This window comes from Acinetobacter minutum (genome assembly GCF_035916735.1).
Classification (GTDB): domain Bacteria; phylum Pseudomonadota; class Gammaproteobacteria; order Pseudomonadales; family Moraxellaceae; genus Acinetobacter.
Map to the genome: position 1 here is coordinate 20876 of NZ_JAQIHG010000004.1, position 25764 is coordinate 46639.

Sequence of the window (25764 nt, forward strand, 5' to 3'; positions counted from 1 at the left end):
TCTCACCCCGTAATTATTGTAATTTAGCGTTCTGGCTACTCTGTAATTGCTGACTGACCGACTGACTCAGTCCCTGCCCAATGGAAGTTCCCACTCGTCCAAGCACTGATTCCAGTGGATTACGTTCAATCGTGTAGTTTACACTATGTTCCAGTTTCAGCTCGCGTTTCAAACTATTCATACTGCCTGAACGGTCCGCAATGCCAAGTTGAACCGCCTGTTCACCTGTCCAGAATAATCCTGAGAAAATCGCTGGATCAGTGCTTTTCAGTTTGGCCCCACGACCTTGCTTAACAGCCTGAATAAAATGGTTATGCACATTATCCAGTACCCCTTGAATATGCTGACGCTGTACCGGATTAATCGGTTTGGTCATGCTCAGGATATCTTTATTTTCACCCGCAGTAAGCGTACGGTCTTCAATTCCCAATTTTTGTGCTAAACCGCTAATACCATAATTCGGCATAATGACCCCAATCGAGCCAACCAAGCTTGAAGGGTTCACCCAAATTTCATCTGCTGCAGAGGCAATATAATACGCGCCTGAAGCTCCCATATCGCCAATCACCGCATATACTTTTTTATTCGGGTATTGCTGCTTGAGATAACGGATTTCCTGCCAGATTTCATCTGACTGTACTGGTGATCCGCCTGGTGAATTGATATTTAAAGCAATCGCTTTACTGTTTTTCGCTTCAAAAGCACGTTTTAAGGCTTTGATAGTATCTTCACTATTAACCGACTGGTTGCCTGAATCAATGGTTCCAATAATATTGACAACGGCAAGATGTGAACCAGCCACGCCCGGTGCTGCAGTATCCTCAACCATGGAACAGCCTCGTCCCATCAAAATAAAGATCAGTAGGACATAGCCAAAGGTCAGGAATTTAAAGAAGATACTCCAACGCCGTGCACGACGTTGTTCTTCGACAGAAGCAAGAACAGCTTTTTCTAAAATTTGCCATTCCTGTCCATTTTTATTGTTCGTTTGTTGCGTTTCGTTCTGAGGTTTTGGTGGCCAATCGGACATACAACACAATCCAAATGATTTGTAAAGTTCATCATTATATACACTGTGTGGTGAAAAACTGTCTTCAAAGGGTGATTTACACTATAATATTTTTTTCGGCGCTTCACCTTTCTTTGACCGTTTTCACCGTTTTGTATCATGACGACATCACATTCAAACAGCGTGACCTATAAACTGCTTAAGTTTATCGGTCGTCAGCCGATCCAGGTTTCCCGTTTTATCGCTCGCTTACTTGCAGGTGCGGTCAATCTATTTCATCTTTCCAATACGGCAAAAACCATTCAGCTTAATTTGCAGATCGCTTTGCCCGACTTATCCGAGCCAGAACGCCTCGACATTAGCCGTAAAGCGATCAAAAATGAGCTGATGTCGTATTTCGAATTTTTCAGCATTTGGGGGGCCAGTAACCAGAAAAATCTGAGTCGCTTACATTCAGTCACGGGTGAACATTACTTTCATGAAGCACTGGCAGAAAACAAAGGTCTGGTTTTAGTCGTTCCGCATTTTGGCACTTGGGAAATCATGAATGTTTGGTGTGCTCAACACACCGCGATGACCATTTTATACAAACCGGTGAAAGACCCCGCAGCTGAACAATTTGTCCGTGAAGCACGTGGTCGTGAGCAGGCCCACCTGGTCCCCACGGATGAAAGCGGGGTACGCCAAATTTTTAAAGCCCTGAAACAAGGGGGAACCACGGTGATTTTACCTGACCATACGCCCAATACCGGTGGAGATCAGGTGGAGTATTTCGGTGTGCCTGTCGCATCAAGCAACCTGAGTGCTAAACTCATCCAGAAAACCAAAGCTCGGGCCCTACTCTTGTACGCGTTACGAAATGAGCAAAATGGTTTTGATATGTATATCGAGCCGATCAATGAACAGGTGTATCAGGGCTCAGCCGAGCATGGAACACGTGTGATTCATCAGGCGATCGAAGGCTTGGTACAACGCTATCCTGAACATTATCACTGGAGCTATAAACGTTTTAAGGCTAATCCTGCACTAGCAAACGTCTATAACTTACCCTGCGAACAGGCATTGGTTAAAGTCCAGGCCTTAAGACAGCATCAGCAACAGGTTCTCGCTGCAACCAACGCCACTGCTGTCGATGTGTCCGCAACTTGATTTTCTGTTCGCTCAGCTGAAATTGCAAGGTTCCCGCTTGTGCTGTCGTAAGCAGAGGAATTCCTAACTCGCGCAATCTGGCCTGTAATTCCTGACTCGGATGACCATAGCGGTTATCCCAACCGACGGAAGCGACTGCTAGTTTTGGTTTAAGCTGCTGCAAAAAGGAGTAAGAAGAACTATGCCGACTACCATGATGTCCTAGCACCAGCACATCAACTTTTAAATCTGGATAACGCTGCAATAATTGATATTCAGTTTGCCAACCAGCATCCCCCATGATCAGGAAGTTCTGAACGCCTTGTGCCTGGGTCACCTGTAGATACAATACACAAGAATATTCATTCCGATTGCTTTTCACCTTGGCTAAATCGGTATATATCGGTGACAGTACCCGCAATTGACTATGTTCAAATCGCCATTGCTGTCCTGCATGACAGTATTGAAACTGCTGTGGCAAAATGTCAGGCACGGTTTCATTGGCTAATATTTGTTGGACAGGTAGGCCTTTTAGCACGGCCCCCAGTGCCCCACTATGATCATGATCCAGATGGGACAAAAATAACTGCTGGAGTTGTGTAATCCCTTGCCGTGATAGATAGGGCAAGACAACCTGTTGACCAATACTAAACTTATCCTCGCGGTAATATCCACCGGTATCAATCATCAGTTTATGCTGTCCATCTTCTAATAGAACCGCTTGTCCCTGCCCCACATCCAGAATGTGTAAAGTCCATTGGGGATGTGTCGTGAAACCTAAAAAAACGGGCACTATCGCCAGTGCTGACCACGCTTTAGGAACTACACCGCGTGGCAGAAACAGTAACAGCATTCCCAAACCTAACAATACAATCATCAGTGGTGTTGCAGCGAACCGGTGCAGTTGCGGATTGAACAGATGTTCCATCCCATTCAACAGGTACATCATCAGATTTAACAAGTGGTCGGTGATTTGAAAACCCAAACTCCCGAAGGGTTCCCAAATCACATACAGACATGCCGAGACAATATTCAACGGTACAATAACACCGGCCAAAATCGGAATCGTCAGGATATTGGCCAGTGGTGCAATCCAGCTGAGTTGCTGAAAGAAGATCAACACCAGCGGCAATAAAGCGATAAAAATCTTGCCTTGTGATTCCACAAGTAACAGGAAATGTTGAAAGAAACGTTGTAGCCCAGTAATCTCGATACCCAAAGGTTGCTGCTGCAAAGTCTGATAAATTCTTAACAGGATAAAGCTGGCGCCAAAAGACAACCAGAAAGCCGCTGACAACACACTCCACGGATCAAACAGCAGTAAAATACTCGCACTCAGCAACAAGATACTCAGACTACGCAGGGGCTGCTGCAATAAAATAACCGTTACCGTGACTATACTCATCAGCAAGGTCCGTAATGCAGGAATTTCAAAGCCAACAAAAGCGCAATATCCCAGCACTGCCCCTAAAAAAGGCAACATCAGCACATACACTTTGGGCCATTTTAAATACAACTGTGGTCGATAACGCCCGATGATACGTTGGAGTAGCCAGCTGACCAACAAAGCAAAAATCAAGACATGTGGTCCGGAAATCGCCAACAGATGACTGATGCCTAGACGCTGAAATTGTGCTTCAGTATGTGCTGATAACAGACTACGGTCGCCTGTAAGCAAGCCGAGCAATAAGCCTTTTTGTGTTAAAGGTTGATGTTGAATAAACTCACGATAACCGTAACGCGATTGTTCAACCTGCAAACGGAATTGCATCCACCAACCCTGCTGTTGGCGTTGATGCGCAGAAAAACCAAGAGCAGCAACCTGTTCTGTAGTCAAAGGTTGGATCATAGCCACACGCAATCCAGCCATCACATTTTGCTGCAGCCACCACTTTTCCTGATCAAATGCCCCGGATGTTGCATAACTATGTGCCGGTTTAAGCGTCCCTTGAATACGATAATACTGTCCTAATTGCAAAGAGGATGGGGATCGATAACCAGATCTTTTCATCAACAACAACCACTGAACGGGTTTGGCATGCCGCCCCAATACCTGAACCTTTTGCTGAACCGTTTCTTCCTTGAATTCACTGAGACGATCCGCATAAACCACCACATCTACCTGTTGAGGCTGTGTTTCCCGAAACTGCAAACGTTTCGTTAAAGCATGGTCCGCGTAGTAATGCCCACTAGAAAAAGCAGTAGAGACAAAGAGGAACACTTGCACAATCTTGATCGCCAGAAAATCCGTCTTGACCCATTTCAACTGAATCAATACCACTAGAATCAAGGAAAGGATGAATAAAGCAGGCCAGATACTAAAAAGCGAAGGGAGACTACTGCCCATGCTTGCGATACCCAAGATCCAAGACAGCAAAATCAGCTTCAACATGAATAATATTGTGAGTTATTGTTTTTGAATACAAAATATTAAAGCCCAGTAAACTGGGCTTTAACAAGATGAAAATTAGGATTCCGATAGACGGTTATGCCGGTACCCATAGGCCATCTTGCATATGCAGAATTTGATCTGCAGCCTGAGCCAGCTGTTCATCATGAGTGACGATCAGCATCGCCATATTTAATTCTTTTTTCAGGTCGCTGAGTAATTCAAAAATACTCAGCGCTGTTTTGCGATCCAGATTTCCGGTCGGTTCATCCGCAAGCATTAGGGCAGGCTTGGTAACCAGTGCACGAGCCAATGCCACACGCTGACGTTCCCCGCCTGATAATTCCCCTGGTTTATGAGTCACACGATGCGATAAGCCGACGCGTTCCAGCAAATACTCGGCCTGTTGCTTCACCTCTTTATAGACACTGTCACGGCGTAACATTAACGGCATGGCGACATTTTCCAGTGCGGAAAACTCAGGTAAAAGATGGTGAAACTGATAGACAAAACCAAGATACTGATTACGCTGATAGCCTCGTTCTGCCTCTCCCAAATTGTCAAAGCGTTGACCGTTGAGAAAAACCTGCCCTTCCGTTGGTCGCTCCAATCCACCTAGCACATGCAACAACGTACTTTTACCTGAACCACTTGCCCCCACCACTGAAATAAACTCACCTGCATCGACTTTCAGTGATAAACCTTTAATCACTTCCACCTTGGATTTGCCATCCGTAAAGTGCTTATAAATATTTTTGGCTTCCAACACAGTTTTATTCATAGCGTAAAGCCTCAGCAGGTTGAATTTTAGCTGCACGTAATGCTGGATAAATAGTCGCCAAAAAACTCAGTAATAGTGAAAGGCTGACAATAATGACGACATCTTGCCATCTTAAATAAGAAGGTAAATAGTTAATAAAGTAGGCATCAAACAGATGTAAACCAAACGCATTATTCAACCAGGAAATAAAATCACTAATACTGGAAGCAAAGATAATCCCCAAAATTGCACCGGTTACAGTTCCGATCACGCCAATCACGGTACCTTGCACCATAAAGATTTTGGTGATGGTTGCTGGTGATGCACCCAAAGTTCTTAAAATCGCGATGTCTGATTTCTTATCCGTAACTACCATCACCAGAGAAGACACGATATTAAAAGCGGCAACCAGTACGATCAGGAAGAGCAGCAAGCTGACCATGGCCTTTTCCATTTGAATCGCGCTGAACAGATTGCCATGGGTATAAGTCCAATCCGAAGCATAAAAGTTGCTAGGTAGTCCACGAACAATATCTGCCGCAACTTGAGGGGCAACAAAAATATCATCCAGTTTTAAACGCACCCCCTGTGCACCATCCGGCAAACGCAATAAGGTTGCAGCATCATTAAGCGCAATATAGCCCATCATGGAATCGACTTCGGCACCGATACTGAAAATCCCGACAATTTTAAAGCGCTTAAAGCGTGGAACCACTCCGGCAGGTGAAGGTGTTGCTTCTGGCAGGACTAAAGTCACATTATCATTCAGGCCAAGTCCGAGAGCATCGGTCATCTGTTTACCCAATACAATACCAAACTCGCCTTTTTTCAACTGATCAATACTGCCTTCGACCATATGATTTTGGATAATCGAGACTTTCTTTTCGTATTCCGGTTCAATGCCCGTGACCATGATGCCGGCGACCTGACCTTGCGCCGTCAGCATCCCCTGGAGTTGGGTAAATGGTGCAACACCAGTAACATGTTCATGCTGTTCAACTTTTTTTGCAAGTTCTGGCCAATCTGTTAGAATTTGATTAGAAGAGACCGTTGCCTGCGGGATCATTCCCAAAACCCGGTTCTTCAGTTCACGATCAAAGCCGTTCATCACGGACAAGACCGTAATCAGCACAGCCACCCCTAAGGTGAGACCGATCATCGAAACCAAAGCAATAAAAGAAATAAAGTGATTACTGCGCCGTGCGCGAGTATATCTCAGCCCTATATACAGCGAGATTGGTTTAAACATACCACCTAGTCCGAGGTAATTCATTATGGAAACATTACAGCATCAAAGCGGCATTTCAGAACGTCGTGTGATGTCTCGCATCGATGCTGCCTTGCGAATTAATTATCAGATGATTTCTGATGATGTTGCTCTTAATGATCCTTACGATCCTAATTTTGTCTTGCCGCGTTATTTTCTACTACTTGCAGAATTAGATCAATTTGATCATGCCATCAACTACGAATTAGAACAATTAAATGAAAAAGATCAACAAATTGCTCGAATCTTATCCTTATTTGATCAAAAATTGAATCTCATCACCGGCTCATTATACGATGCTATTGTACAATCCATGTTGCCGATCCCTAAACAGGTGAATTTTTCTGAAAGTGGTCTGAGTTTTTCCAGTGATAGTGCGATTGCCGAAGGTAGCTATATCCATGTGACCTTAAGCCATCCAGAAAATTTTTTCCATATTGCGGCCACCGCCCAAGTCGTCTATAGCAAACCTTCAGAAAATGGTCTCTTCCGTACGGGTGCCTACTTTGTGACACTCCATCCGCAAGATCGCGCCAAACTTGCGCAGGTTGTTGCAGAAGCTGAACAAAGTTCAACGAAAGCCTCTACAATTTAAACAGAAGATTTCAATTTATGCGCCAATTCACGACTGGCCTTGAGATCACGGTAGAAATATAGAAACAGACCACATAACAGAATTGCCGCACCCAACAGCACCATGATCGATAAGCGTTCATGGTTAAAGGCTGCACCCACCAACAAGGCCAGCATCGGTGTCATTACGGTGGTCAATGATAAAGTGGTCGCCTGAATGTTTTGTACCAGTTTAAAATAACAGAACATCGCTATCAGGGATGCCATTATTACCGTATACATCAATGCAATCAAAGACTTGGTGCTAGGAATATGGTCTGGTGCATACTGCCAAATAAAGGGCAATAATGCCAAGGCACCCACGCTCGAAACCAGAATAGAACCCGTGGCTTGAGCCATGGGCTCCACTCTTGCATTGACTTTTTTTACCCAGAAAATCGACAAAGCATAGGTAAACACACTGATCAACATCAAGCCAATACCGATCGGATTCACATGCTGATTCTCTCCACTAAAGCAAATCACAGCCAAACCGGCCACCGCAACCAGCATCCCCATCCATTGCAAACGATTGAGTTGCTGCTGAAATCCGAACCGCCCAATTAAACCTGCCATAATCGGTGCCAAGCCGAACATCAGTGCGATAATTCCAGAGCTGAGATAGCTGGTCGCGATGTAGGTAAAAATCTGTGAGCCAATAAAGCCTGTTGCACCTGCCAGATAGCTATGTAATGCCACTCTGCTCAACGGCAGATGTACGTTTAATATCCAAGTCAAAGCCAAGGCAAGCGGTAAGGCAAAAAAGAAACGCAGGACCAAAGCCCACATTAAATGCAGATCAGACACACTCCATACGATGGCTAGTGGCGTAGTTGACCAGATAAAGACCAGCACGGCATAGGTCACGATCATATTGACTTTGGATGGCATCACTTCAGCTCACTGTGCCGTCTTGCGTTTTTGTTTCAGGATCGTTTGATCCAGACTACTGGAAAATTCACGTTTATCCCGCTCCGAAATTGGAGGTGGCCCGCCGGTTTGTACCCCTGCTCCCCGTAAAGTGTCCATAAAATCACGTAAATGCAGACGTGCCTTAATATTGGACTGGGTAAAAATTTCTCCGCGTGGGTGAATAGCAATTCCCCCCTTCTCAATCACTTGCGCCGCGAGAGGAATATCCTGAGTAATAACAATATCATTGCTTTGCATGCGATCAACAATTTCCTGATCAGCCTGATCTGCACCACTCAAAACCTGAATAGAGTTAATCCGTACCGAAGGGGTAATGCCCACATTCTGGTTGGCCACAAAAGTGACCTCAAGTTGATAACGATCTGAAGCCCGTAGAATCACTTCCCGCAGCATTTTAGGTAAAGCATCGGCATCCACCCAAAGTTTAAAGGGCAACACATCTCACCTTTTAATTGTCAATAAAACCATAGTGTAACAAACTCTCATGATAGGCTGCGGGCTAAAATTGCAAAATACCGAATGGTTGATATCAGATTCTCTAAAAATACTGGAGTAAATCCCGACAATTGCACAATGATCAAAAACCGTATTCGCTCAGATCTAGCAGGAAGAAAAAATTCCTGGCTAAAATCGCACCTAGACCTTGAAAAACTGAGATCATCCTCGATTAAATAAGATAAATATCACCAAAATAAATTGTAGATATGAAAAATCCAAGCAGACCTGAACTGATCACAATTGATGATCAAAACTTTGGTAGCCATGTGGAACACTGGAGTCTACTGACCGATCAGCCCACCACCGAAGTACCCAAATGGTTAGGTCTTGCATTGGATCAACCGGTTATGCCGATGGGACTGTGTACGCAAGAAACGGATATGGATCCTGCGGTCTGGTTCATTCAAGGACCACACCACTCGGCCGTTCAGTTGTGTCAGGTGATTACTGTTGAAAACAATCGACCTAAAGCGGTTAAAACAGCTTTTCCGTGTTTTGAAAGTCCGTATAAACTGAATGCCCAAGTTGAGCGTATTATTTGCAGTAGCTCCAATACCCAAGCCGTGTTACGTCTCAAAGTCGGACAAAATGCAACTATTTACGCATTTGACAGTTTGTATAGTGTCAATCACGATCAATATCAACAAGGTCAGACCTATCAAGCACAGCTGAGCGCTTGGGCTTATGAACTAGAAAGCGTCGCGGAAGGTGAACAAATTGTTGTGGATGATCCGGCATCTGTACGCTATCACCATGCCTTAAATGATATTTTGGCAGAACATCAGGGTGTCGCGCCGGATAATTTGCAGGAACTGCTAGATGCCTGGCAACCTAAATCGGAAGAAGACACCCTCCCTGTGACCGTTGATTTTTCAAAAATGGTGGCCTATTTATATGGTGAAACCCTCGGTCAGGAAGATGAAGCCTGGTTCCAAGGTAAAATCGTGGGTAAAACGGCCATGAGCTTTATGGATCAGGAATATACCCTCTATGATGTCACGTTAATTTTAGAAGAAAATCAGCCTGCAACATTGATCCGTATCGCGACAAAAAATGAGTCTTATAGAAACTTCTCGATTGGACAATATATTCGCGGCAATATCTGGATTCAGGCGCATATTCACAGCAAAATAGTTTAATTCTTCACATTTTCTCTTTTAAGCCAGTGACTTAAACTCACTGGCTTTTTTTTGACATGCTATAGTTAATATCCGCAATATATTTTTAAATAGTATAAAAACACAGTCTAAAATATATAAAATATGCAACGATTTTATAGGCCATATTGCTTTATTCAGATTTATATTTATACTAAAAAATAATAGCAATATTAGATTCAACAAAAATATATAAGATTTAGGCTTATTAATGAAAACAATACCTGAACACACGACCAATTTGGTTGTGCCCGGTCATCCGCGACTCAAAATAGATAGGGCTGCCTGCTGTTTTTTTGTTTTAGGCATGTTTTTAGCAGCATTCACGATTCACCATTTCAGTCTATTTGCCTAAGAATTCACTCCTCCTTTATGGCATCTGCTCAATGCTATTTTTTTAATGCGAATAAAAAAACCCTCAATCGTGAGGGCTTTTAAATTTAGGATGAATAGTGATTAACCATTACGTTTCGCGAAGTCATCCATAAAATTCACTAATGCCTGCACACCTGCAAGTGGAACAGCGTTATAAATACTCGCACGCATGCCACCCACAGAACGGTGACCCGCCAAGTTCAATAAATGGTTTTCTTCCGCCTCTTTCAGGAACAATTTTTCCAGATTGGCATCTGCTAAGGTAAATGGCACATTCATGATTGAACGGTTGGCTTCTGCAATCGGGTTCGCATAGAAGTCACTAGAATCAATATAGCCATAAAGTAATTTGGCTTTTTCCAGATTCACCTGATGAATCGCGTCTACACCGCCTTGTTCAAGCAACCATTCAAATACCAGGCCAGACAGATACCAAGCATACGTTGATGGTGTATTGACCATTGAACCATTCTTCGCTTGTGATGAATATTTCAAAATGCTTGGAATTTCAGGTTTTGCCTGATCCAGCAAATCTTCACGCACAATCACCAAAGTCAGACCTGCTGGGCCAATATTTTTTTGTGCGCCCGCATAGATCAAGCCAAATTTAGATACATCTAAAGGTGCAGACAAAATGCTTGAAGACAGGTCAGAAACCAATGGCGCTTCAACTTCAGGAATACCTGCAAATTGCAGACCACCAATCGTCTCATTGTCCGCATAATGCACATAAGCGGCATCTTTGGACAAATTCCACTGGCTTTGTTCTGTAATCGCCAATTTACCATCGATTTTGGTACCCGCTTCGATGACATTGATGTCACCATAACGCTGTGCTTCTTTGAGCGCTTTTTCTGACCAAATGCCGGTATGAATATAATCTGCTTTGCTGTTTTTACCGAGCAAATTTAAAGGAATGGCTGAAAACTGCAGAGATGCTCCGCCTTGTAAGAATAGCACTTTGTAGTTTTCAGGAATGTTCATCAGCTTACGCAGATCCGCCTCAGCTTTTTCTGCAACAGCGACATAGTCTGCACTACGGTGGCTCATCTCCATAATCGAGAGGCCTTTACCGTGCCAGTCGAGCAGCTCTTGTTGAGCTTTTTCTAACACAGCAGTGGGTAATGCGGCAGGGCCAGCACAGAAATTGTACGCGCGCATGATCTTTCCTTCATGAGATGAAACAAATTTTTTGGCATTTAATCACAGAATGAGTTTTCTTGCAGTATATTCGGACGGAAATATTTCAATGCTGATGCTGAATTAAAATCATCTTGCCAATAATGCTGAATTGAAAGGTTCATAAATTCACGGTGCCATTTTCATCCAGGTCCGTTTTATTTCCCTTCAATGGCCAAATCCCAATCAAGATTCGATATATAAAGGTGATATTTTTGCTCGCTTTTCGACAGCTCAAACTTGAATCTATGACTTCAGCAAATTTCATGCAATAAAAAAGGATGCCTAAGCATCCTTTTTCAAAAGATTATAATTTAGCCTTCATCAGACTCATTGAGGTCTGATTCACTTTGGTCTGCATCATCAGCGATGGTCACATCATCCACCAGATGTTCAGATGCCAACAGATCTTCTTCCAGGTCATCTTCAACTGCTGCAATGGAAACTACACCCACCAGAACTTCACCTTCCATGAGGCGAATCAGGCGTACACCTTGTGCATTACGACCTGTAGTCGCGACTTCTGAAGCACGAGTACGAACTAAAGTCCCGCCATCAGAAATCAGCATCAATTCTTTGCTCTCATCAATTGATACCGCACCAACCAACTCACCATTACGTTCGGAGGTCTTGATTGCAATCACCCCTTTACCGCCACGTTTTTTGGTTGGGAAGTCATCCACTGGCGTACGCTTACCATAGCCATTCGCACAAGCACACAGTACTTCACCGGTTTCAGGAACCACAACGAGTGAAACGATTCGGCTGATCACGCTTGAATCTGTAGAGTCGTCTTCTTCATTTTCAAGTTCATTTTCTTCTGCTTCTTCAGCGGCAGCGGTTGCGAAGCTGACACGCATACCACGGACACCTTTGGCAGAACGGCCCATCGCACGGACATCGGTTTCTGCAAAGCGAATGGCTTTACCTTCATTCGAGAACAACATGATTTGCTGTTCGCCATCGGTAATCGCCACACCAATCAAGGTGTCTTCGTCATTTAACTCAATTGCACGTAAACCATTTGAACGGACATTACTGAACTGTTCGAGCTCTACACGTTTGACTGTACCCGATGCAGTCGCCATAAAGACATAATAGTTTTTACGTACACATTCAGCTTGCTGGGCAAACTCAATGATAATTTCGTCATCTAAATCAGCGGTAGAAAGCTCAAGACCGATTTGCTTTAACTGAATACGTAACGTATCCGATAAATCATCGCCTTCAGCCAATTCAGTTAATGCCGCTTCAAGTTCAGCATAATGCGCATTGATGATGGCATTTTGCTGCAGTTTAGCTGCATGCGTTTTTACAAAAGCTTTGAAGTCAGCCAGACGTTCGGTGAATTTCTTCGGCGCATCAATTACCGGTAAAATTGCGGTAATCGTTTCATTGGCATCCAGCGGCAGCAAGTTCACCATTGGACGACCTTTGGCTCCGCGTGAAGCTTGCGGCACCTCAAAGACTTTCAATCGGTAAACTTTACCCACATTGGTAAAGCACAACACCGTCGCATGGTTGGAGGTGACAATCAGATGCTGAATGAAATCATCTTCCTTCATTGAAGTTGCAGACTTGCCACGACCACCACGACGTTGTGCCGCATAATCGGAAAGTGGCTGAGTTTTGGCATAACCGGTTTGTGAAACGGTCAGTACCACCTGCTCTTCTGGAATTAAATCTTCACGTGAGAAATCAATCCGTGATTCAATAATTTCGGTCCGGCGTGCATCGCCATATTGCTGTAAGACTTCCGCCAGTTCCTGACGGATAACGCCCATCAACAGATTAAAATCGTTGAGAATCGCGGTGTATTCGGCAATGTGACCCAAAATTTCCGAATACTCTGCATGTAACTTGTCTTGTTCCAGACCGGTTAAACGATGCAAACGTAACTCAAGGATCGCCGCCACCTGTGCTGGAGATAAACGGTAAATATTGTCTGTCAAACCGAATGGTCGGTTTGGATCTTCACCTTCAATCTCCTCCGGACGGATGGAAATTGAACCCGCTTTTTCTAACAAAGCGACCACACCACCTGCAGCCCATTCACCCGCTTGTAAACGCTCGCGTGCTTCACCTGGATTGGCTGAGGATTTAATGGTTTCAATGATGGCATCAATATTGGCCAACGCAACCGTTAAACCTTCCAAGATATGACCACGTTCACGTGCCTTACGCAATTCAAACATGGTGCGACGCGTCACTACTTCCTGACGGTGACGGATAAAGGCCGCAATGATGTCTTTCAGATTCATCAATTTTGGCTGACCGTTATCTAGGCAGACCATATTGATGCTGAACGAGTTTTCCAGCTGGGTATTCAAAAACAGGTTATTGACAATGACTTCGGCATTTTCACCACGTTTCAGATCGATGGCAATACGCATGCCTTCTTTGTCCGATTCGTCGCGAAGTTCTGAGATCCCTTCGAGCTTTTTCTCTTTGACTAGCTCGGCAATCCGCTCAATGGTTTTGGCTTTATTGACCTGATATGGAATTTCAGTGAAAACAATCGTGGTACGACCGGTCTTGGCATCTTCTTCAAAATGGTATTTGCCACGAATATGCAAACGGCCTTTACCGGTACGATAGGCATCGACAATACCGGATTTACCGTAAATGATCCCGCCTGTTGGGAAATCTGGGCCTGAAATGTGTTCCATCAGACCTTCAATCGAGATATTCGGGTTATCCGCGTAAGCCAGACAGGCATTGATCACTTCAGTCATGTTGTGTGGCGCCATGTTGGTCGCCATCCCCACGGCAATACCAGCAGCACCATTCACCAAAAGATTCGGGATTCGGGTCGGCATGACCTGAGGAATACGCTCAGAGCCGTCGTAGTTATCTTCCCAATCCACGGTATCTTTTTCTAAATCAGCAAGAAGTTCATGCGTTAGCTTACGCATACGAACTTCGGTATAACGCATCGCTGCCGCGCTATCGCCATCAATCGAACCGAAGTTACCCTGACCATCCACCAACTGGTAACGCAAGCTAAAGTCCTGCGCCATACGCACGATGGTTTCATAAACTGCAGAGTCGCCATGCGGGTGATATTTACCGATGACATCACCGACCACACGGGCAGACTTTTTGTAGGCTTTGTTATAATCATTGCCCAACTCGTGCATCGCATAGAGTACACGACGGTGAACAGGTTTAAGACCATCGCGTACATCAGGCAATGCACGCGATACAATCACGCTCATGGCATAATCTAGATATGAGTGCTTGAGTTCATCCTCAATGGCAATCGGGCGGATTTCCGATACGCTCATGCATACTCCTTTCTATACCGGTCCTCTACACAACCGATATTTACTTATTTAATTTAGCTAAAATTGTACCCAAATTACCGGGCCAAAAATTTAAAATGCAGCTCAACATAATAGCACAATTGACCTGATTTTTGTGTGTATTGGGCTGGCTTTATCCTGTTAAATTCACACAATTTATTGATCAATAAACCAGCAAAGAGTCAGCATCAGGAGGCAGATCATCCCGTTAGCAGCCGACCAGCGAAATGGATGTGTAAAATTAAGGAGTAAGCTGAGATCAGGTTTTTCATAAAACCCAAACGATAAAAAACATTCAAGAATAAAAAAGCGCCCCTAAGTCTCCTTAGGAACGCTTTGAACTTGTCTAGATCGAGATTAGATCTTAGCAACGAGCTCTGGTACTACCGTATTTAAGTCACCTACTAACCAGTAATCCGCAACTGCATTAATTGGTGCTTCTTCATCTTTGTTGATCGCAACGATCACTTTAGAATCTTTCATACCTGCCAAGTGCTGGATCGCACCCGAGATACCCACGGCGATATACAGCTCAGGAGCAACAATTTTACCAGTTTGACCCACTTGCATATCGTTTGGTACGAAGCCTGCGTCTACAGCAGCACGTGATGCACCCAAGGCAGCGCCCAATTTGTCTGCCAATGGATCAAGGATCTTGTGATAGTTCTCACCTGAACCGACACCACGACCACCAGATACTACAATACGTGCAGCAGCAAGTTCAGGACGTTCAGATTTCACGATTTCTTCAGAAACGAATTTCGACACGCCTGCATCTTTGGCTTCACCAACGGTTTCAACAGCAGCAGAACCACCTTCAGCAGCCACGGCATCGAATGCTGTACCACGTACAGTTGCCAAAATCACCGCTTCTTCTGATTGAACAGTGGCAATCGCATTACCCGCATAAATTGGACGCTTGAAGGTATTAGCAGATTCCACTGAAATAATGTCGCTGATCATGCTCACATCAAGCAAGGCAGCCGCACGTGGCAAAATGTTTTTACCGTTGGTCGTAGCTGCAGCAAGAATATGCTTATAACCTTTACCCAAGTCAGCAACTAGTGCTGCAACGTTTTCAGCCAACTGGTTTGCATAAACCGCGTTGTCAGCAAGTAAAACTTTGCCTACACCCGCCACTTTTGCTGCTGCATCGGCCACAGCTTGTGCACCTGAACCCGCAACCAGGACTGTGATATCACCACCGATTTTTTGAGCCGCGGCAACAACGTGTAAAGTAGCAGAATTTAATGTTTTGTTGTCGTGCTCAGCGATTACTAAAATACTCATGATTTCATCCCTGCCTTTTAGATCACTTTCGCTTCATTTTTAAGTTTTTCAACCAGCTCGTCGACTGATTTCACTTGTACACCCGCTTGACGCTCTGCAGGAGACTCAACTTTTAATGTTTTGAGTTTGGTGCTTGCTGTAACACCATAATCCGCAGGAGTTTTGCTATCAAGTGGCTTTTTACGCGCTTTCATGATGTTTGGTAAAGCCGCATAGCGTGGCTCGTTCAGACGTAAATCTGTAGTGATCACAGCTGGAAGTGCAAGCTCAACAGTTTGCAGACCACCGTCAATTTCACGTGTCACTTGAACTTTATCGCCATCAACTTTCACTTCAGAAGCGAATGTCGCCTGACCTGAACCGAGTAGCGCAGCAAGCATTTGACCGACTTGGTTAGAATCATCATCAATTGCTTGTTTACCTAAAAGGATCAGTTGTGGTTGTTCTTGTTCTACAACACCTTTGAGGATTTTAGCAACTTCTAAAGCACCGATGTCATCAGCCGTTTCAACCAAAATACCACGATCTGCACCAAGGGCCATCGATGAACGGATCTGTTCTTGCGCTTCTTTCGGACCAACTGAAACAACGATGATTTCTGAAACTGTTCCTTTTTCTTTTAGGCGAACCGCTTCTTCCACTGCGATTTCACAGAATGGGTTAATTGACATTTTTACGTTAGTAAGGTCAACTCCACTATTGTCCGGCTTAACACGAACTTTAACGTTGGCATCCACCACACGTTTTACTGCAACAAGAGCCTTCATGTAATCCTCGGCTGTTTTAGCAAAAGTAAATGATCTGAAAAGCGAAAAACTTTTCAATTGAAATTTTTAAGGTGTCTTATCTTGCAATGCGTATGGCATTTCGGTCAAGTCACAATTACCGAAACGGTCATCAATTTGCCTAAAATTCGTGAAATGCTTAGTTCATTTAAAAATGTAACCAATCTATTGAAACAATTTTCCGCAGTTATAGTATTTTTTAATCTTTGATTTTTATTATTTTTTTATCTTATTTATGTCATCAGGAACACTAATTTAAACACTTTAAACCAGAAAAACAGTGTATTTTTTAAGCAAAACTAGATTTTACAGTCAGTGGCGAATTTGTCAGTTGTGGCCAAACTATGGTTTTCTATTTGGTTGCTTTAATTTTACTAACACGCTTTGATCTCGCCCAGTTGATTGATGATGGCTTATTAAATTTTAAATCCACTTTATTCAAAATGGTTGTTGGGCTTTCAGGTCATCACACTTCATCATTTAAAGCCACCTATATATAGTGATTTCCATTTAGAGAAATCGTTCGGGCATTCAAGATTTCAAGCAATCCTTCATATTAGGACTTAGAGGAAGGATGCTTCTGTGCACGGGGATGTGCTTGATCATAGACTTGAGCCAAACGATCAAAGTCAATATGGGTATAAATCTGGGTGGTGGTCAGATTGCTATGTCCGAGCATTTCCTGTACCGCACGCAGATCACCACTATTCGACAACATATGCGAGGCAAAACAATGCCTTAATAAATGAGGATGCAAATCCACATTAACACCCGCTCGCTGAGCCTGAACTTTGACCCGATTTTCAATTTGACGCGGGCTGAGCGCATTTCCCTTTTGGCTAATAAATACTGGAGAATCGGGTTGCAATTCTCCCCCCCAAATCCGGTAAATCTGCAGCCATTTCAATAAGCTCTCTTTGGCTTTACCGCCAAAAGGAATGACTCGAGTTTTATTTCCCTTACCGGTAATCCTTAACAGCCGGCGCTTAAAATCAATGTCGCGAATGTGCAGACTTTGCAGCTCAGCTAGACGTAAGCCACTGGAATACAGCAATTCCAGCATGCTTTTGTCTCTCAACCAGAGTTGCTGGTCCAATGGTTTTTCTGGCATTGGTTGATCCAGAATCTGCTGAATGGTCTCAATATCTATCATGCCGGGTAAAGGGCGTGGCTGGCGTTTTAGCTGCAAATCGTCTGTGGGATTAAAACCTAGATATTGCCCCTGCTCCGCCCACTTCATAAATTGGCGAATGGCCGATAAATGCCGCTGCAAACTACTAGAGGCCAATTGCTGCTGTTCAACTTTTAACGCCAGATACTCACGTAAATCCGATGCTTCCACATTATTTAAAGTGAGGTTTTTCTGCTGACAAAAATTCAGAAAGGCTTGCACATCGCGTGCATACGCTTGCAAGGTATGCAAAGACTGGTTCTGGATGTGGCGCTCTTTCAACCACATGGCCAGTAACTGCTGCGGATCCGGCATTGTCATCAGCTCTTACACCTCACCTACTGCAAAGTCAGATAAATAGTCATAAACATGAGGCGCAACTTCAACCGCCCGAGTCTCAGCAAATAAATGATCTCCTTTTGGAATAATCGCTAAACGGGCATTCAAAAACTGCTGCTGCAAATATTCACCCACCGCTATAGGACTGATTGGGTCGTGATCACCCCACAACAACAGCACTGGACATTTGATCTCGGATAAACGCGAAGTGTAATCACACTGTGCCGTCACAAACCAGTCGGGATAATGCAAAAAACTATTTTGATAGGCCAGTCGCCAGTCTTCCACGGCAAAGGGCTGCAAATTGATCCCACCTGAAGTGGCCATTAAAATGAGTCCTTTCACCAGCTCGGGTTGGGTTAACGCCGCTTCAACTGCAAAAATTCCGCCCATGGATTGGGCCACCAGAATACACGGCTGCTGGATCTGCCCCATGACATATCGAGTTAAACTGGCAAAATCATGAACCTCTGCTTGTGCAGGTGCATGGTCAAACCCGGGATAGGCCACAATTTTCGTTTGCAGCGTGTCCGGAAGCAGTTTAATCAGAGGCATCCAAAATGCAGTCTTGCCCGAAGCACCCGGCAAAAAAATCAGAGATAGCATAACAGAAGTGATTGCTTTTAATCGTGGTTCAAGCATAACGGATTTAATGCCATAAAAAAGCACCCATCAAACTGCATTTTGATGAGTGCTTTTTAATTTGATCAGAGCGGTGCATTAGCCCTGAAAATAACGCAAGTCCAAACGACCTTCATACACATTCGCAGTTGGACCCGTCATCCACACCACATCGCCTTCACGCCATGCGATATGCAACTTGCCACCTGCCAGTTCCACTTCAACTTCCGGTGCTAGTAAACCACGGCGCATGCCGCTGACCGCAGCCGCACAAGCCCCAGTACCACAGGCCAAGGTCTCGCCTGAACCCCGTTCAAACACGCGCAGACGCACCTGTTTTTCATTCAGAACCTGCATAAAGCCGACGTTAACGCGTTCAGGGAAACGCGGATGCGATTCGACTTGTGGACCAATCGTTGCAACATCGGCAGTGAGTACATCCGGAACAATAGTGACTGCATGCGGATTGCCCATATTCACCACATCAACTTTCAGTTCCTGATTATTCTGCAGTTCAACCGTATATAAAGGATCGGTCTGTTCAGTCAGGAATGGAATCTGTTCTGGCGTGAATTTTGGATAACCCATATTGACCCGCACCCAGCCATTCGGGCCAAGCTCTGGTTCAACAATTCCAGATTTGGTCTGTACCTTGATTTTGGTTTTGTTGGTCAAATGACGTTCATGCACAAAACGGGCGAAACAACGTACGCCATTGCCACATTGCTCCACTTCTGAACCATCGGCATTAAAGATACGATATTTAAAATCCACATCCGGCATATCGGGTGGTTCAACAATCAACAACTGGTCAAAACCCACACCAAAGTGACGGTCTGCCAGACGTTGAATAGTTTGTGGATCAAAATAGGCACGCTGGCTGATCAGGTCAACCACCATAAAGTCATTGCCCAGACCATGCATCTTGGTAAATTCTACAAACATCTTAATTTACTCCTCTGGCAATAAACGTTCACGTTCCCATAAGGATTCAATGCTTTCGCGTTCACGAATCAAGTAAGCTTTGTCACCCGAAACCATGACTTCTGCCGCACGGCCACGTGTATTGTAGTTCGAACTCATGACAAAACCGTAAGCACCTGCGCCAAGCACAGCCAATACATCACCTTGCTGAATCGCCAGCTCACGCTGTTTACCCAAGAAATCGCCGGTTTCACAAATCGCACCGACCACATCCCATGCTTTCGTTTCCACATCAATACGTGGTGTCACCGCTTGGATGTCCATCCAAGCTTCGTAAAGTGCCGGACGAATCAGGTCATTCATCGCGGCATCAATGATGGCAAAATTACGATAATTGGTCGGTTTCAGTAAATCCACTTTCGTGAGCAATACACCCGCATTGGCAGAAATGCTGCGCCCCGGTTCCATATAGACTTTTAACCCGAGTTTTTCTAAAGCCGGTTTTAGCGCATTGGCATATTCTGCAACGCTTGGCGGCGTTTCATCTTTATAGGTCACACCCAAACCACCGCCAATGTCGATATGTTTGAGCTGGATACCCAACGCTTTTAACTTGTCGATCATCACAATGATACGATCCAGAGCATCTACAAAGGGCTTGGTTTCAGTTAGTTGCGAACCGATATGGCAGTCAATCCCGGTAATTTCCAGGTTCGGCAGTGAAGCTGCATATTGATAGGTTTCATACACGCTATCGGATGGAATACCGAACTTGTTTTCTTTGAGACCGGTCGAAATATAAGGATGGGTTTTCGCATCCACATCAGGATTCACACGCAGTGAAATCGGTGCTTTTTTGCCAAGCTGTGCAGCCACTTTCTGGATACGGTCTAACTCCGCATAGGATTCAACATTAAAGCAGGCAATCCCGACTTCTAGGGCTTTGGCAATATCGGCTTCTGATTTGCCTAATCCTGAGAATACAATTTTGGACGCATCACCACCTGCAGCCAATACACGCGCCAACTCGCCACCAGTGACAATATCAAAACCAGCGCCCAGCTTTGCCAACACGTTCAATACGGCCAAGTTTGAGTTCGATTTCACCGCAAAACAGATTTGATGATCGATAAAGCTAAAGGCACGATCCATATCTAAATAATGCTTTTCAAAGCTGGCTTTAGAATAAACATAAAGTGGTGTGCCAAATTGCTGCGCGAGTTGGTCAAGTGAACATTGCTCAGCGTGCAATACCCCATCAATACGGGTGAAACTCATGGATGTGTCCTTGTCTTCAGCTTAAGGTGTAGATGTAGAAGAATTAGATTCAGTAGTCGATGTAACCGGCTGCTGTGGAGCGGGCTGGCTTTTAGGATCGACATTCGGATAGAGCAAATATTTCGCGCGTTTATCGTAGTTTGGATCGTTTGGTAAATGCAAAGCACCAGACTGACCACATCCCACCAGCGCAAGACCGGTTGCACACATTGTGATGCAACAAATGAGGAGACGCATCTGACCACCTATCTAAGAAATGTCCGGAAGTATACCGTGATCAAGACCTTGACCAAAGTGTTAAAGCTTAGAGATTAAAGCCAGAATAAAAAAAACGCCAGCAAAGCACTGACGTTTTTTCAGCTCAGACAGAGCTGTTAAGCTCGGCGGCGGGTAAAGAAATAACCAATCGCCAGAATCACCAGCCAGAGTGGGCTAATTTTCAAGGCTTGCCAGGTGTCTTTTTCCAGCGAAAGTACATAAATCATGCCCACGAAAAACAGAATAACCACCCAGCAGGTAAACACGCCACCCGGCAGTTTAAACACAGACTTGGCATGTAATTCCGGACGCTGTGAGCGGTAGTTAATGTAACTCCACATGATCATAATCCACACACAGATAAACAGAATCGTGGATAAAGTCGTGGCCAAGGTAAAGGCATATACAGTATCCGGTACAAAATATTGTAATGCAGCACCAAACAACAGACAGATCACCGAGAAATATAAAGCATTCGCAGGAATCGCATGTTTACTCAGCTTGCCAAACATTTCTGGACCTTGTTGTTCACGCGACAAACCAAACAACATACGGCTGGTCGAAAACACCCCACTGTTCATGGAGGACATCACGGAAGATAACACCACCAGATTCATGATAATCGCGGCAGCTGCAACCCCAGCCTGACTGAACAGATTGACGAAAGGACTGATAGTTGGATCAATCTGGTTCCATGGCGTCACCGACATCACAATCAATAAAGCCAACACATAGAAAATAATAATCCGAATCGGGATCGAGTTGACTGCTTTTGGCAAGTTACGTTCTGGATCATGGGTTTCTGCCGCTGTGGTGCCGACCAGTTCCACCCCGACAAAAGCGAAGATGGCAATCTGGAAACCAGCCAGGAAGCCGGTAAGGCCGGTCGGGAATAAACCGCCATGCGACCACAAATGGGTAAAAGACGCGACTTCACCTGTAGTCGAAGTAAACCCGGTAAAAATCATCCAGAGTCCCACAGCAATCAATACCACAATGGCGATAATTTTCACCAAGGCAAACCAGAACTCCATTTCACCAAACAGCCGCACGGTGACCAGATTCAGTCCTAAAATAAACAGGATCGATGCAATACTGATCATGGCCCCTTCCATAGAGCTAAAGGGCTGTCCACCGTTAAAGAACTGCAAGTAGTAAATAATGGCGGAGAGATCGGCGATGCCGATGGTGATCCAGCACAGCCAATAGGTCCAGCCGACAAAATAACCTGCCCATGGTCCAATCAGATCCGTCGAAAAATCGATAAATGATTTATAGCTCAGGTTGGACAGCAGCAGCTCTCCTAATGCCCGCATGACTAAAAAAACCATCAGGCCAATAATCATATAAATAAATAAAATCGAAGGGCCAGCCAAGCTGATGGTTTTCCCTGACCCCATAAATAAACCGGTTCCTATCGCTCCCCCGATGGCAATCAGCTGCAGGTGTCGGTTTAACAAACTACGTTGCAGTTCGCCGTGCGCAACAGGCGAACCGAGGTTTTCATTTGACATTGTTATTCTCACAAATTTGATCTGATCAATAGGGCTCAAAATCAGGAAATTTTGCGCCGATCTTCGTTCTCTATAATGCGTTCCTCAGCTTTGCTTTATGTTGTATTTAGCAGCACGGTTATCCCTAATCCTTTAAATTACAGTATTCATCTCAGGTTGCAGTTTACGTGCCAAACTATTTTTTGGCGAGAGAAAGACTGAAAAATTGAGTTTCCTGCCCACTATTGCTACTCTCGGCATAGATTTTTTACTGGAACATGCATGCGATATGAGTAAGGTCAAAACCGTTTATCGTTGTGAACAATGTGGCAGCGACCACCCGAAATGGGCCGGTCAGTGTTCAGAGTGTGGTGAATGGAACTGCCTGACCGAAGTCCGTCTTGAGCCCGCAGTTTCGCATCGTGCCAAACCCAATTTAGGTGGGGGCTATGCAGGACAGGCCAGTCAGGTCACGACCCTCAATCAAGTTTCGGTCTCACATGAAACGCGCATGGCCACCGGTATCAGCGAATTTGATCGGGTGTTAGGCGGCGGGCTGGTCACCGGCTCGGTTGTACTGATTGGCGGTGATCCCGGCATCGGAAAATCCACCATCTTGCTGCAAACTGCAACCCATATGGCCAAAAGCAATAGCTCGGCACTGTATGTGACTGGGGAAGAATCCCTGTCACAAGTCGCATTACGTGCACAACGCCTTGATTTGCCAACCGATCGTTTAAAAGTCATGGCGGAAACCTGTGTGGAACGGATTTGTGAAGTGCTGGCCCATGAAAAACCGGCCGTGGCGATTCTGGATTCGATCCAGACGCTCTATACCGAAAGTTTACAGTCTGCACCGGGTGGCGTCTCACAGATTCGGGAATCTGCAGCCCTGTTGACCCGCTTTGCCAAAAATAGCGGAACAGCATTGTTTATTGTCGGCCACGTCACCAAAGAAGGGGCGCTGGCTGGTCCGCGTGTCCTGGAACACATGGTCGATTGTGTACTGTATTTTGAAGGTCAATCCGACTCACGCTACCGCATGATTCGCGCCGTGAAAAACCGTTTTGGTGCGGTGAATGAACTCGGGGTGTTTGGTATGACCGACAAAGGCTTACGCGAAGTCGCCAATCCATCAGCGATCTTTCTCAGTCGCTATGATGAAGCGATTCCGGGTTCAGTGGTAATGATCAGTCGCGAAGGTACCCGTCCCTTGTTAGTCGAAGTGCAAGCCCTGGTCGATGATGCACAAGGACAGCCTCGCCGCGTCGCACTCGGTCTGGAACAAAACCGTTTAAACATGCTGCTCGCAGTGATGCATCGCCATGGTGGGGTACAAACCAATGGTCAGGATGTCTATGTCAATATTGTCGGTGGTTTAAAAATTACCGAAACGGGATCCGATTTGGCTGTTTTACTAGCGTGTGCCTCCAGCTTACGTGGCAAAGCGCTACCGCAACAGTTGGCCGTATTTGGGGAAGTTGGCCTATCAGGTGAAATTCGTCCTGTACCAAACGGACAAGAACGCCTAAAAGAAGCAACCAAGCACGGTTTCAAGTACATTATCTTGCCACGTGCAAATGCCCCGCAAAAAAATATCCCCGGCGTTCAGGTCATTGCCGTGGCTCGTCTACATGAGGCGTTACAAGAAGCGATGCAACTCGCTGACGAGCTGTCTTAAATCAATCAAGATGTGTATGTAAAAAATAATTTTAATCATTGAAATTTGATGTATTTGCCTGCATAAATATACCAATTGATTTACTCAACATAGGAAAGTTCAATGGAAGTTCGACCGCGTGGCTTGATGGCCGGTATTCTCATGGCAGCTTTGGTGATGTCACCTTTAGCTGAAGCGAAACGTGCAGGTGGCGGCAAAAGCCATGGCATGACTCGTTCGACAACATCAAGTCAGACCTACCAACAACCGACCCAAGCAACTCCGGTTCAACCAACCACTAATTCCACAACAACCCCTCAAAAATCTGGCCCAGGTGTCGGTTCCATGGTTGCCGCGGGTGTCGCCGGTGCTGCTGTGGGTGCCGTTGCCGCAAATGCGCTGGCGGATGATGATGCAAGCCGTGCTCAGGCTGCCGAGGAAGAAGGTGGCATTCCAGGCTGGATCTGGATTTTACTGGCTGCTGCAGTTGCATTCTTCTTGTTCCGTAAATTCGGTGCAAAAAAAAAACTAGCCGCTTCTAATCCGTATGCTCCAAATGCGGGAGGTGGAGCACCTTCCCCATTTGGTCAGCCAACCCCAACTGCACGGACTTCAGGTGACAACACCAATATCTTTGGTCAATCGGTAGGTGGTTCAACAGTAGGTGCAGCAACACAAGCGCCATTTGGTGGTGCATATACCAACAGTGGTAACCAGTTACCCGATGGGACTGAACCGGCAGTGTTCTTGCGTACCGCACGTCAGCGTTTCAATCATATTCAGGCCATGAACAGCGCCAACAATATTGAAGAGATTCGCCGTTATTTAACGCCTGAACTTTATCAATCCATGTATAACGACATCATGGCCAATCAGGATCACCAAGTAGCTGAATTCAGCAATCTAAATGCCATGGTGGTTGATACAGCAACTGAAAATGGTCAGTATGTGGTGAGCGTACGCTTTACAGGTAGCGTGACTGAAGATTTAAACAGCTTGCCGCAATCCTTTACCGAGATCTGGCACTTTGTAAAACCTGCAGGCTCGCAACAGGATTGGGTCGTTGCTGGTATCCAACAAGCTTAAAAACCTCAATCTTCATAGAAAAAACCAGCAGCCAGACTGCTGGTTTTTTTTATAGCTATCAAGAGATGATCTGGCGTGATTTAAATATTGTTTATTCGCTTGCAAATCACGATACAAAGAACAACCTTTCTCGTATTTTCACCTCAAGCCAGTTTTTAGATGTAAATAATTGGCTCAAGGTTTCAATTAGATAGGAAATCTACACAACCCTTTTAAATTTATCGATTCAGCCTCGCTTTAGTCTTTT

At 45.0% G+C, this 25764-nt stretch carries 21 protein-coding genes; 5 read left to right on the forward strand and 16 right to left on the reverse strand.

The window, feature by feature from the left end; all coding sequences use genetic code 11:
• Positions 1 to 13: 13 nt before the first annotated feature.
• On the reverse strand, positions 14 to 1030 hold the full coding sequence (gene sppA / locus PAE54_RS02860; RefSeq protein ID WP_326518358.1) for a signal peptide peptidase SppA: 1017 nt from the start codon (positions 1028 to 1030) through the stop codon (positions 14 to 16).
• Between the two features lie 138 nt (positions 1031 to 1168).
• On the opposite strand from sppA, the gene PAE54_RS02865 reads away from it, so the two are divergent.
• Positions 1169 to 2158 carry a lysophospholipid acyltransferase family protein gene (locus PAE54_RS02865; RefSeq protein WP_326518359.1) on the forward strand — a complete coding sequence of 330 codons (990 nt, stop codon included), beginning with the start codon at positions 1169 to 1171 and terminating at the stop codon, positions 2156 to 2158.
• Here PAE54_RS02865 and PAE54_RS02870 read toward each other — a convergent pair.
• The 3 genes from PAE54_RS02870 to PAE54_RS02880 form a co-directional block, all read right to left on the reverse strand.
• A complete protein-coding gene (locus PAE54_RS02870) occupies positions 2076 to 4529 on the reverse strand; it encodes a DNA internalization-related competence protein ComEC/Rec2 (RefSeq protein ID WP_326518360.1) in 2454 nt (817 codons plus the stop codon). The genes PAE54_RS02865 and PAE54_RS02870 overlap by 83 nt on opposite strands.
• A 94-nt stretch (positions 4530 to 4623) precedes the next feature.
• A complete protein-coding gene (gene lolD, locus PAE54_RS02875; protein WP_326518361.1) occupies positions 4624 to 5307 on the reverse strand; it encodes a lipoprotein-releasing ABC transporter ATP-binding protein LolD in 684 nt (227 codons plus the stop codon).
• Positions 5300 to 6535: a lipoprotein-releasing ABC transporter permease subunit gene (locus tag PAE54_RS02880; protein ID WP_273779470.1), complete on the reverse strand. Its 1236-nt coding sequence runs from the start codon at positions 6533 to 6535 to the stop codon at positions 5300 to 5302. The genes lolD and PAE54_RS02880 overlap by 8 nt, the downstream gene beginning before the upstream one ends.
• 25 nt (positions 6536 to 6560) lie before the next feature.
• Here PAE54_RS02880 and PAE54_RS02885 point away from each other — a divergent pair, with 25 nt between their 5' ends.
• On the forward strand, positions 6561 to 7148 hold the full coding sequence (locus PAE54_RS02885) for a PilZ domain-containing protein (RefSeq protein WP_326518362.1): 588 nt from the start codon (positions 6561 to 6563) through the stop codon (positions 7146 to 7148).
• Here PAE54_RS02885 and PAE54_RS02890 read toward each other — a convergent pair.
• Positions 7145 to 8056, reverse strand: a complete 912-nt coding sequence (locus PAE54_RS02890) for a DMT family transporter (protein ID WP_326518363.1) — start codon at positions 8054 to 8056, stop codon at positions 7145 to 7147. The two genes, PAE54_RS02885 and PAE54_RS02890, sit on opposite strands and share 4 nt — an antisense overlap.
• A gap of 9 nt (positions 8057 to 8065) precedes the next feature.
• Positions 8066 to 8536, reverse strand: a complete 471-nt coding sequence (locus PAE54_RS02895) for a YaiI/YqxD family protein (RefSeq protein WP_326518364.1) — start codon at positions 8534 to 8536, stop codon at positions 8066 to 8068.
• A 266-nt stretch (positions 8537 to 8802) separates the two neighbouring features.
• On the opposite strand from PAE54_RS02895, the gene PAE54_RS02900 reads away from it, so the two are divergent.
• Complete coding sequence (locus PAE54_RS02900) at positions 8803 to 9735, forward strand: hypothetical protein (RefSeq protein ID WP_326518365.1); 933 nt, start codon at positions 8803 to 8805, stop codon at positions 9733 to 9735.
• Between the two features lie 474 nt (positions 9736 to 10209).
• Here the strand turns inward: PAE54_RS02900 and serC are convergent, their stop codons facing one another.
• The 10 genes from serC to PAE54_RS02950 all read right to left on the reverse strand — a co-directional run bounded on the left by serC (position 10210) and on the right by PAE54_RS02950 (position 22792).
• Positions 10210 to 11289, reverse strand: coding sequence for a 3-phosphoserine/phosphohydroxythreonine transaminase (gene serC / locus PAE54_RS02905; RefSeq protein WP_326518366.1), 1080 nt, complete (start codon positions 11287 to 11289; stop codon positions 10210 to 10212).
• A gap of 332 nt (positions 11290 to 11621) precedes the next feature.
• The gene (gene gyrA / locus PAE54_RS02910) at positions 11622 to 14594 is read right to left on the reverse strand and encodes a DNA gyrase subunit A (RefSeq protein WP_326518367.1); all 2973 of its coding nucleotides are present in this window, start codon (positions 14592 to 14594) and stop codon (positions 11622 to 11624) included.
• Positions 14595 to 14969: 375 nt separating this feature from the next.
• Entirely contained in the window at positions 14970 to 15902 is a 933-nt protein-coding gene (locus PAE54_RS02915; RefSeq protein ID WP_326518368.1) for an FAD-binding protein, read from the reverse strand.
• Between the two features lie 17 nt (positions 15903 to 15919).
• Positions 15920 to 16669 (reverse strand): electron transfer flavoprotein subunit beta/FixA family protein, encoded by a 750-nt coding sequence (locus tag PAE54_RS02920; RefSeq protein ID WP_273777145.1) that lies wholly within the window; start codon positions 16667 to 16669, stop codon positions 15920 to 15922.
• A 574-nt stretch (positions 16670 to 17243) separates the two neighbouring features.
• Positions 17244 to 18146 carry a site-specific tyrosine recombinase/integron integrase gene (gene xerA / locus PAE54_RS02925; RefSeq protein WP_326518443.1) on the reverse strand — a complete coding sequence of 301 codons (903 nt, stop codon included), beginning with the start codon at positions 18144 to 18146 and terminating at the stop codon, positions 17244 to 17246.
• Positions 18147 to 18185: 39 nt separating this feature from the next.
• A complete protein-coding gene (locus tag PAE54_RS02930; RefSeq protein ID WP_326518369.1) occupies positions 18186 to 18803 on the reverse strand; it encodes an alpha/beta fold hydrolase in 618 nt (205 codons plus the stop codon).
• A 114-nt stretch (positions 18804 to 18917) separates the two neighbouring features.
• Positions 18918 to 19763, reverse strand: coding sequence for a diaminopimelate epimerase (gene dapF, locus PAE54_RS02935; protein WP_326518370.1), 846 nt, complete (start codon positions 19761 to 19763; stop codon positions 18918 to 18920).
• 6 nt (positions 19764 to 19769) lie between these two features.
• Positions 19770 to 21020, reverse strand: coding sequence for a diaminopimelate decarboxylase (gene lysA / locus PAE54_RS02940; RefSeq protein ID WP_326518371.1), 1251 nt, complete (start codon positions 21018 to 21020; stop codon positions 19770 to 19772).
• A 21-nt stretch (positions 21021 to 21041) separates the two neighbouring features.
• Entirely contained in the window at positions 21042 to 21257 is a 216-nt protein-coding gene (gene lptM / locus PAE54_RS02945) for an LPS translocon maturation chaperone LptM (protein WP_273777152.1), read from the reverse strand.
• Positions 21258 to 21394: 137 nt separating this feature from the next.
• Positions 21395 to 22792, reverse strand: a complete 1398-nt coding sequence (locus PAE54_RS02950; protein ID WP_326518372.1) for an amino acid permease — start codon at positions 22790 to 22792, stop codon at positions 21395 to 21397.
• Between the two features lie 268 nt (positions 22793 to 23060).
• Between PAE54_RS02950 and radA the strand changes: the two genes are divergently transcribed.
• Together radA and PAE54_RS02960 are read left to right on the forward strand one after the other, a co-directional pair.
• Positions 23061 to 24452 carry a DNA repair protein RadA gene (gene radA / locus PAE54_RS02955; RefSeq protein WP_273777155.1) on the forward strand — a complete coding sequence of 464 codons (1392 nt, stop codon included), beginning with the start codon at positions 23061 to 23063 and terminating at the stop codon, positions 24450 to 24452.
• Between the two features lie 102 nt (positions 24453 to 24554).
• Entirely contained in the window at positions 24555 to 25517 is a 963-nt protein-coding gene (locus PAE54_RS02960) for a Tim44 domain-containing protein (RefSeq protein WP_326518373.1), read from the forward strand.
• Positions 25518 to 25764 lie beyond the last annotated feature (247 nt).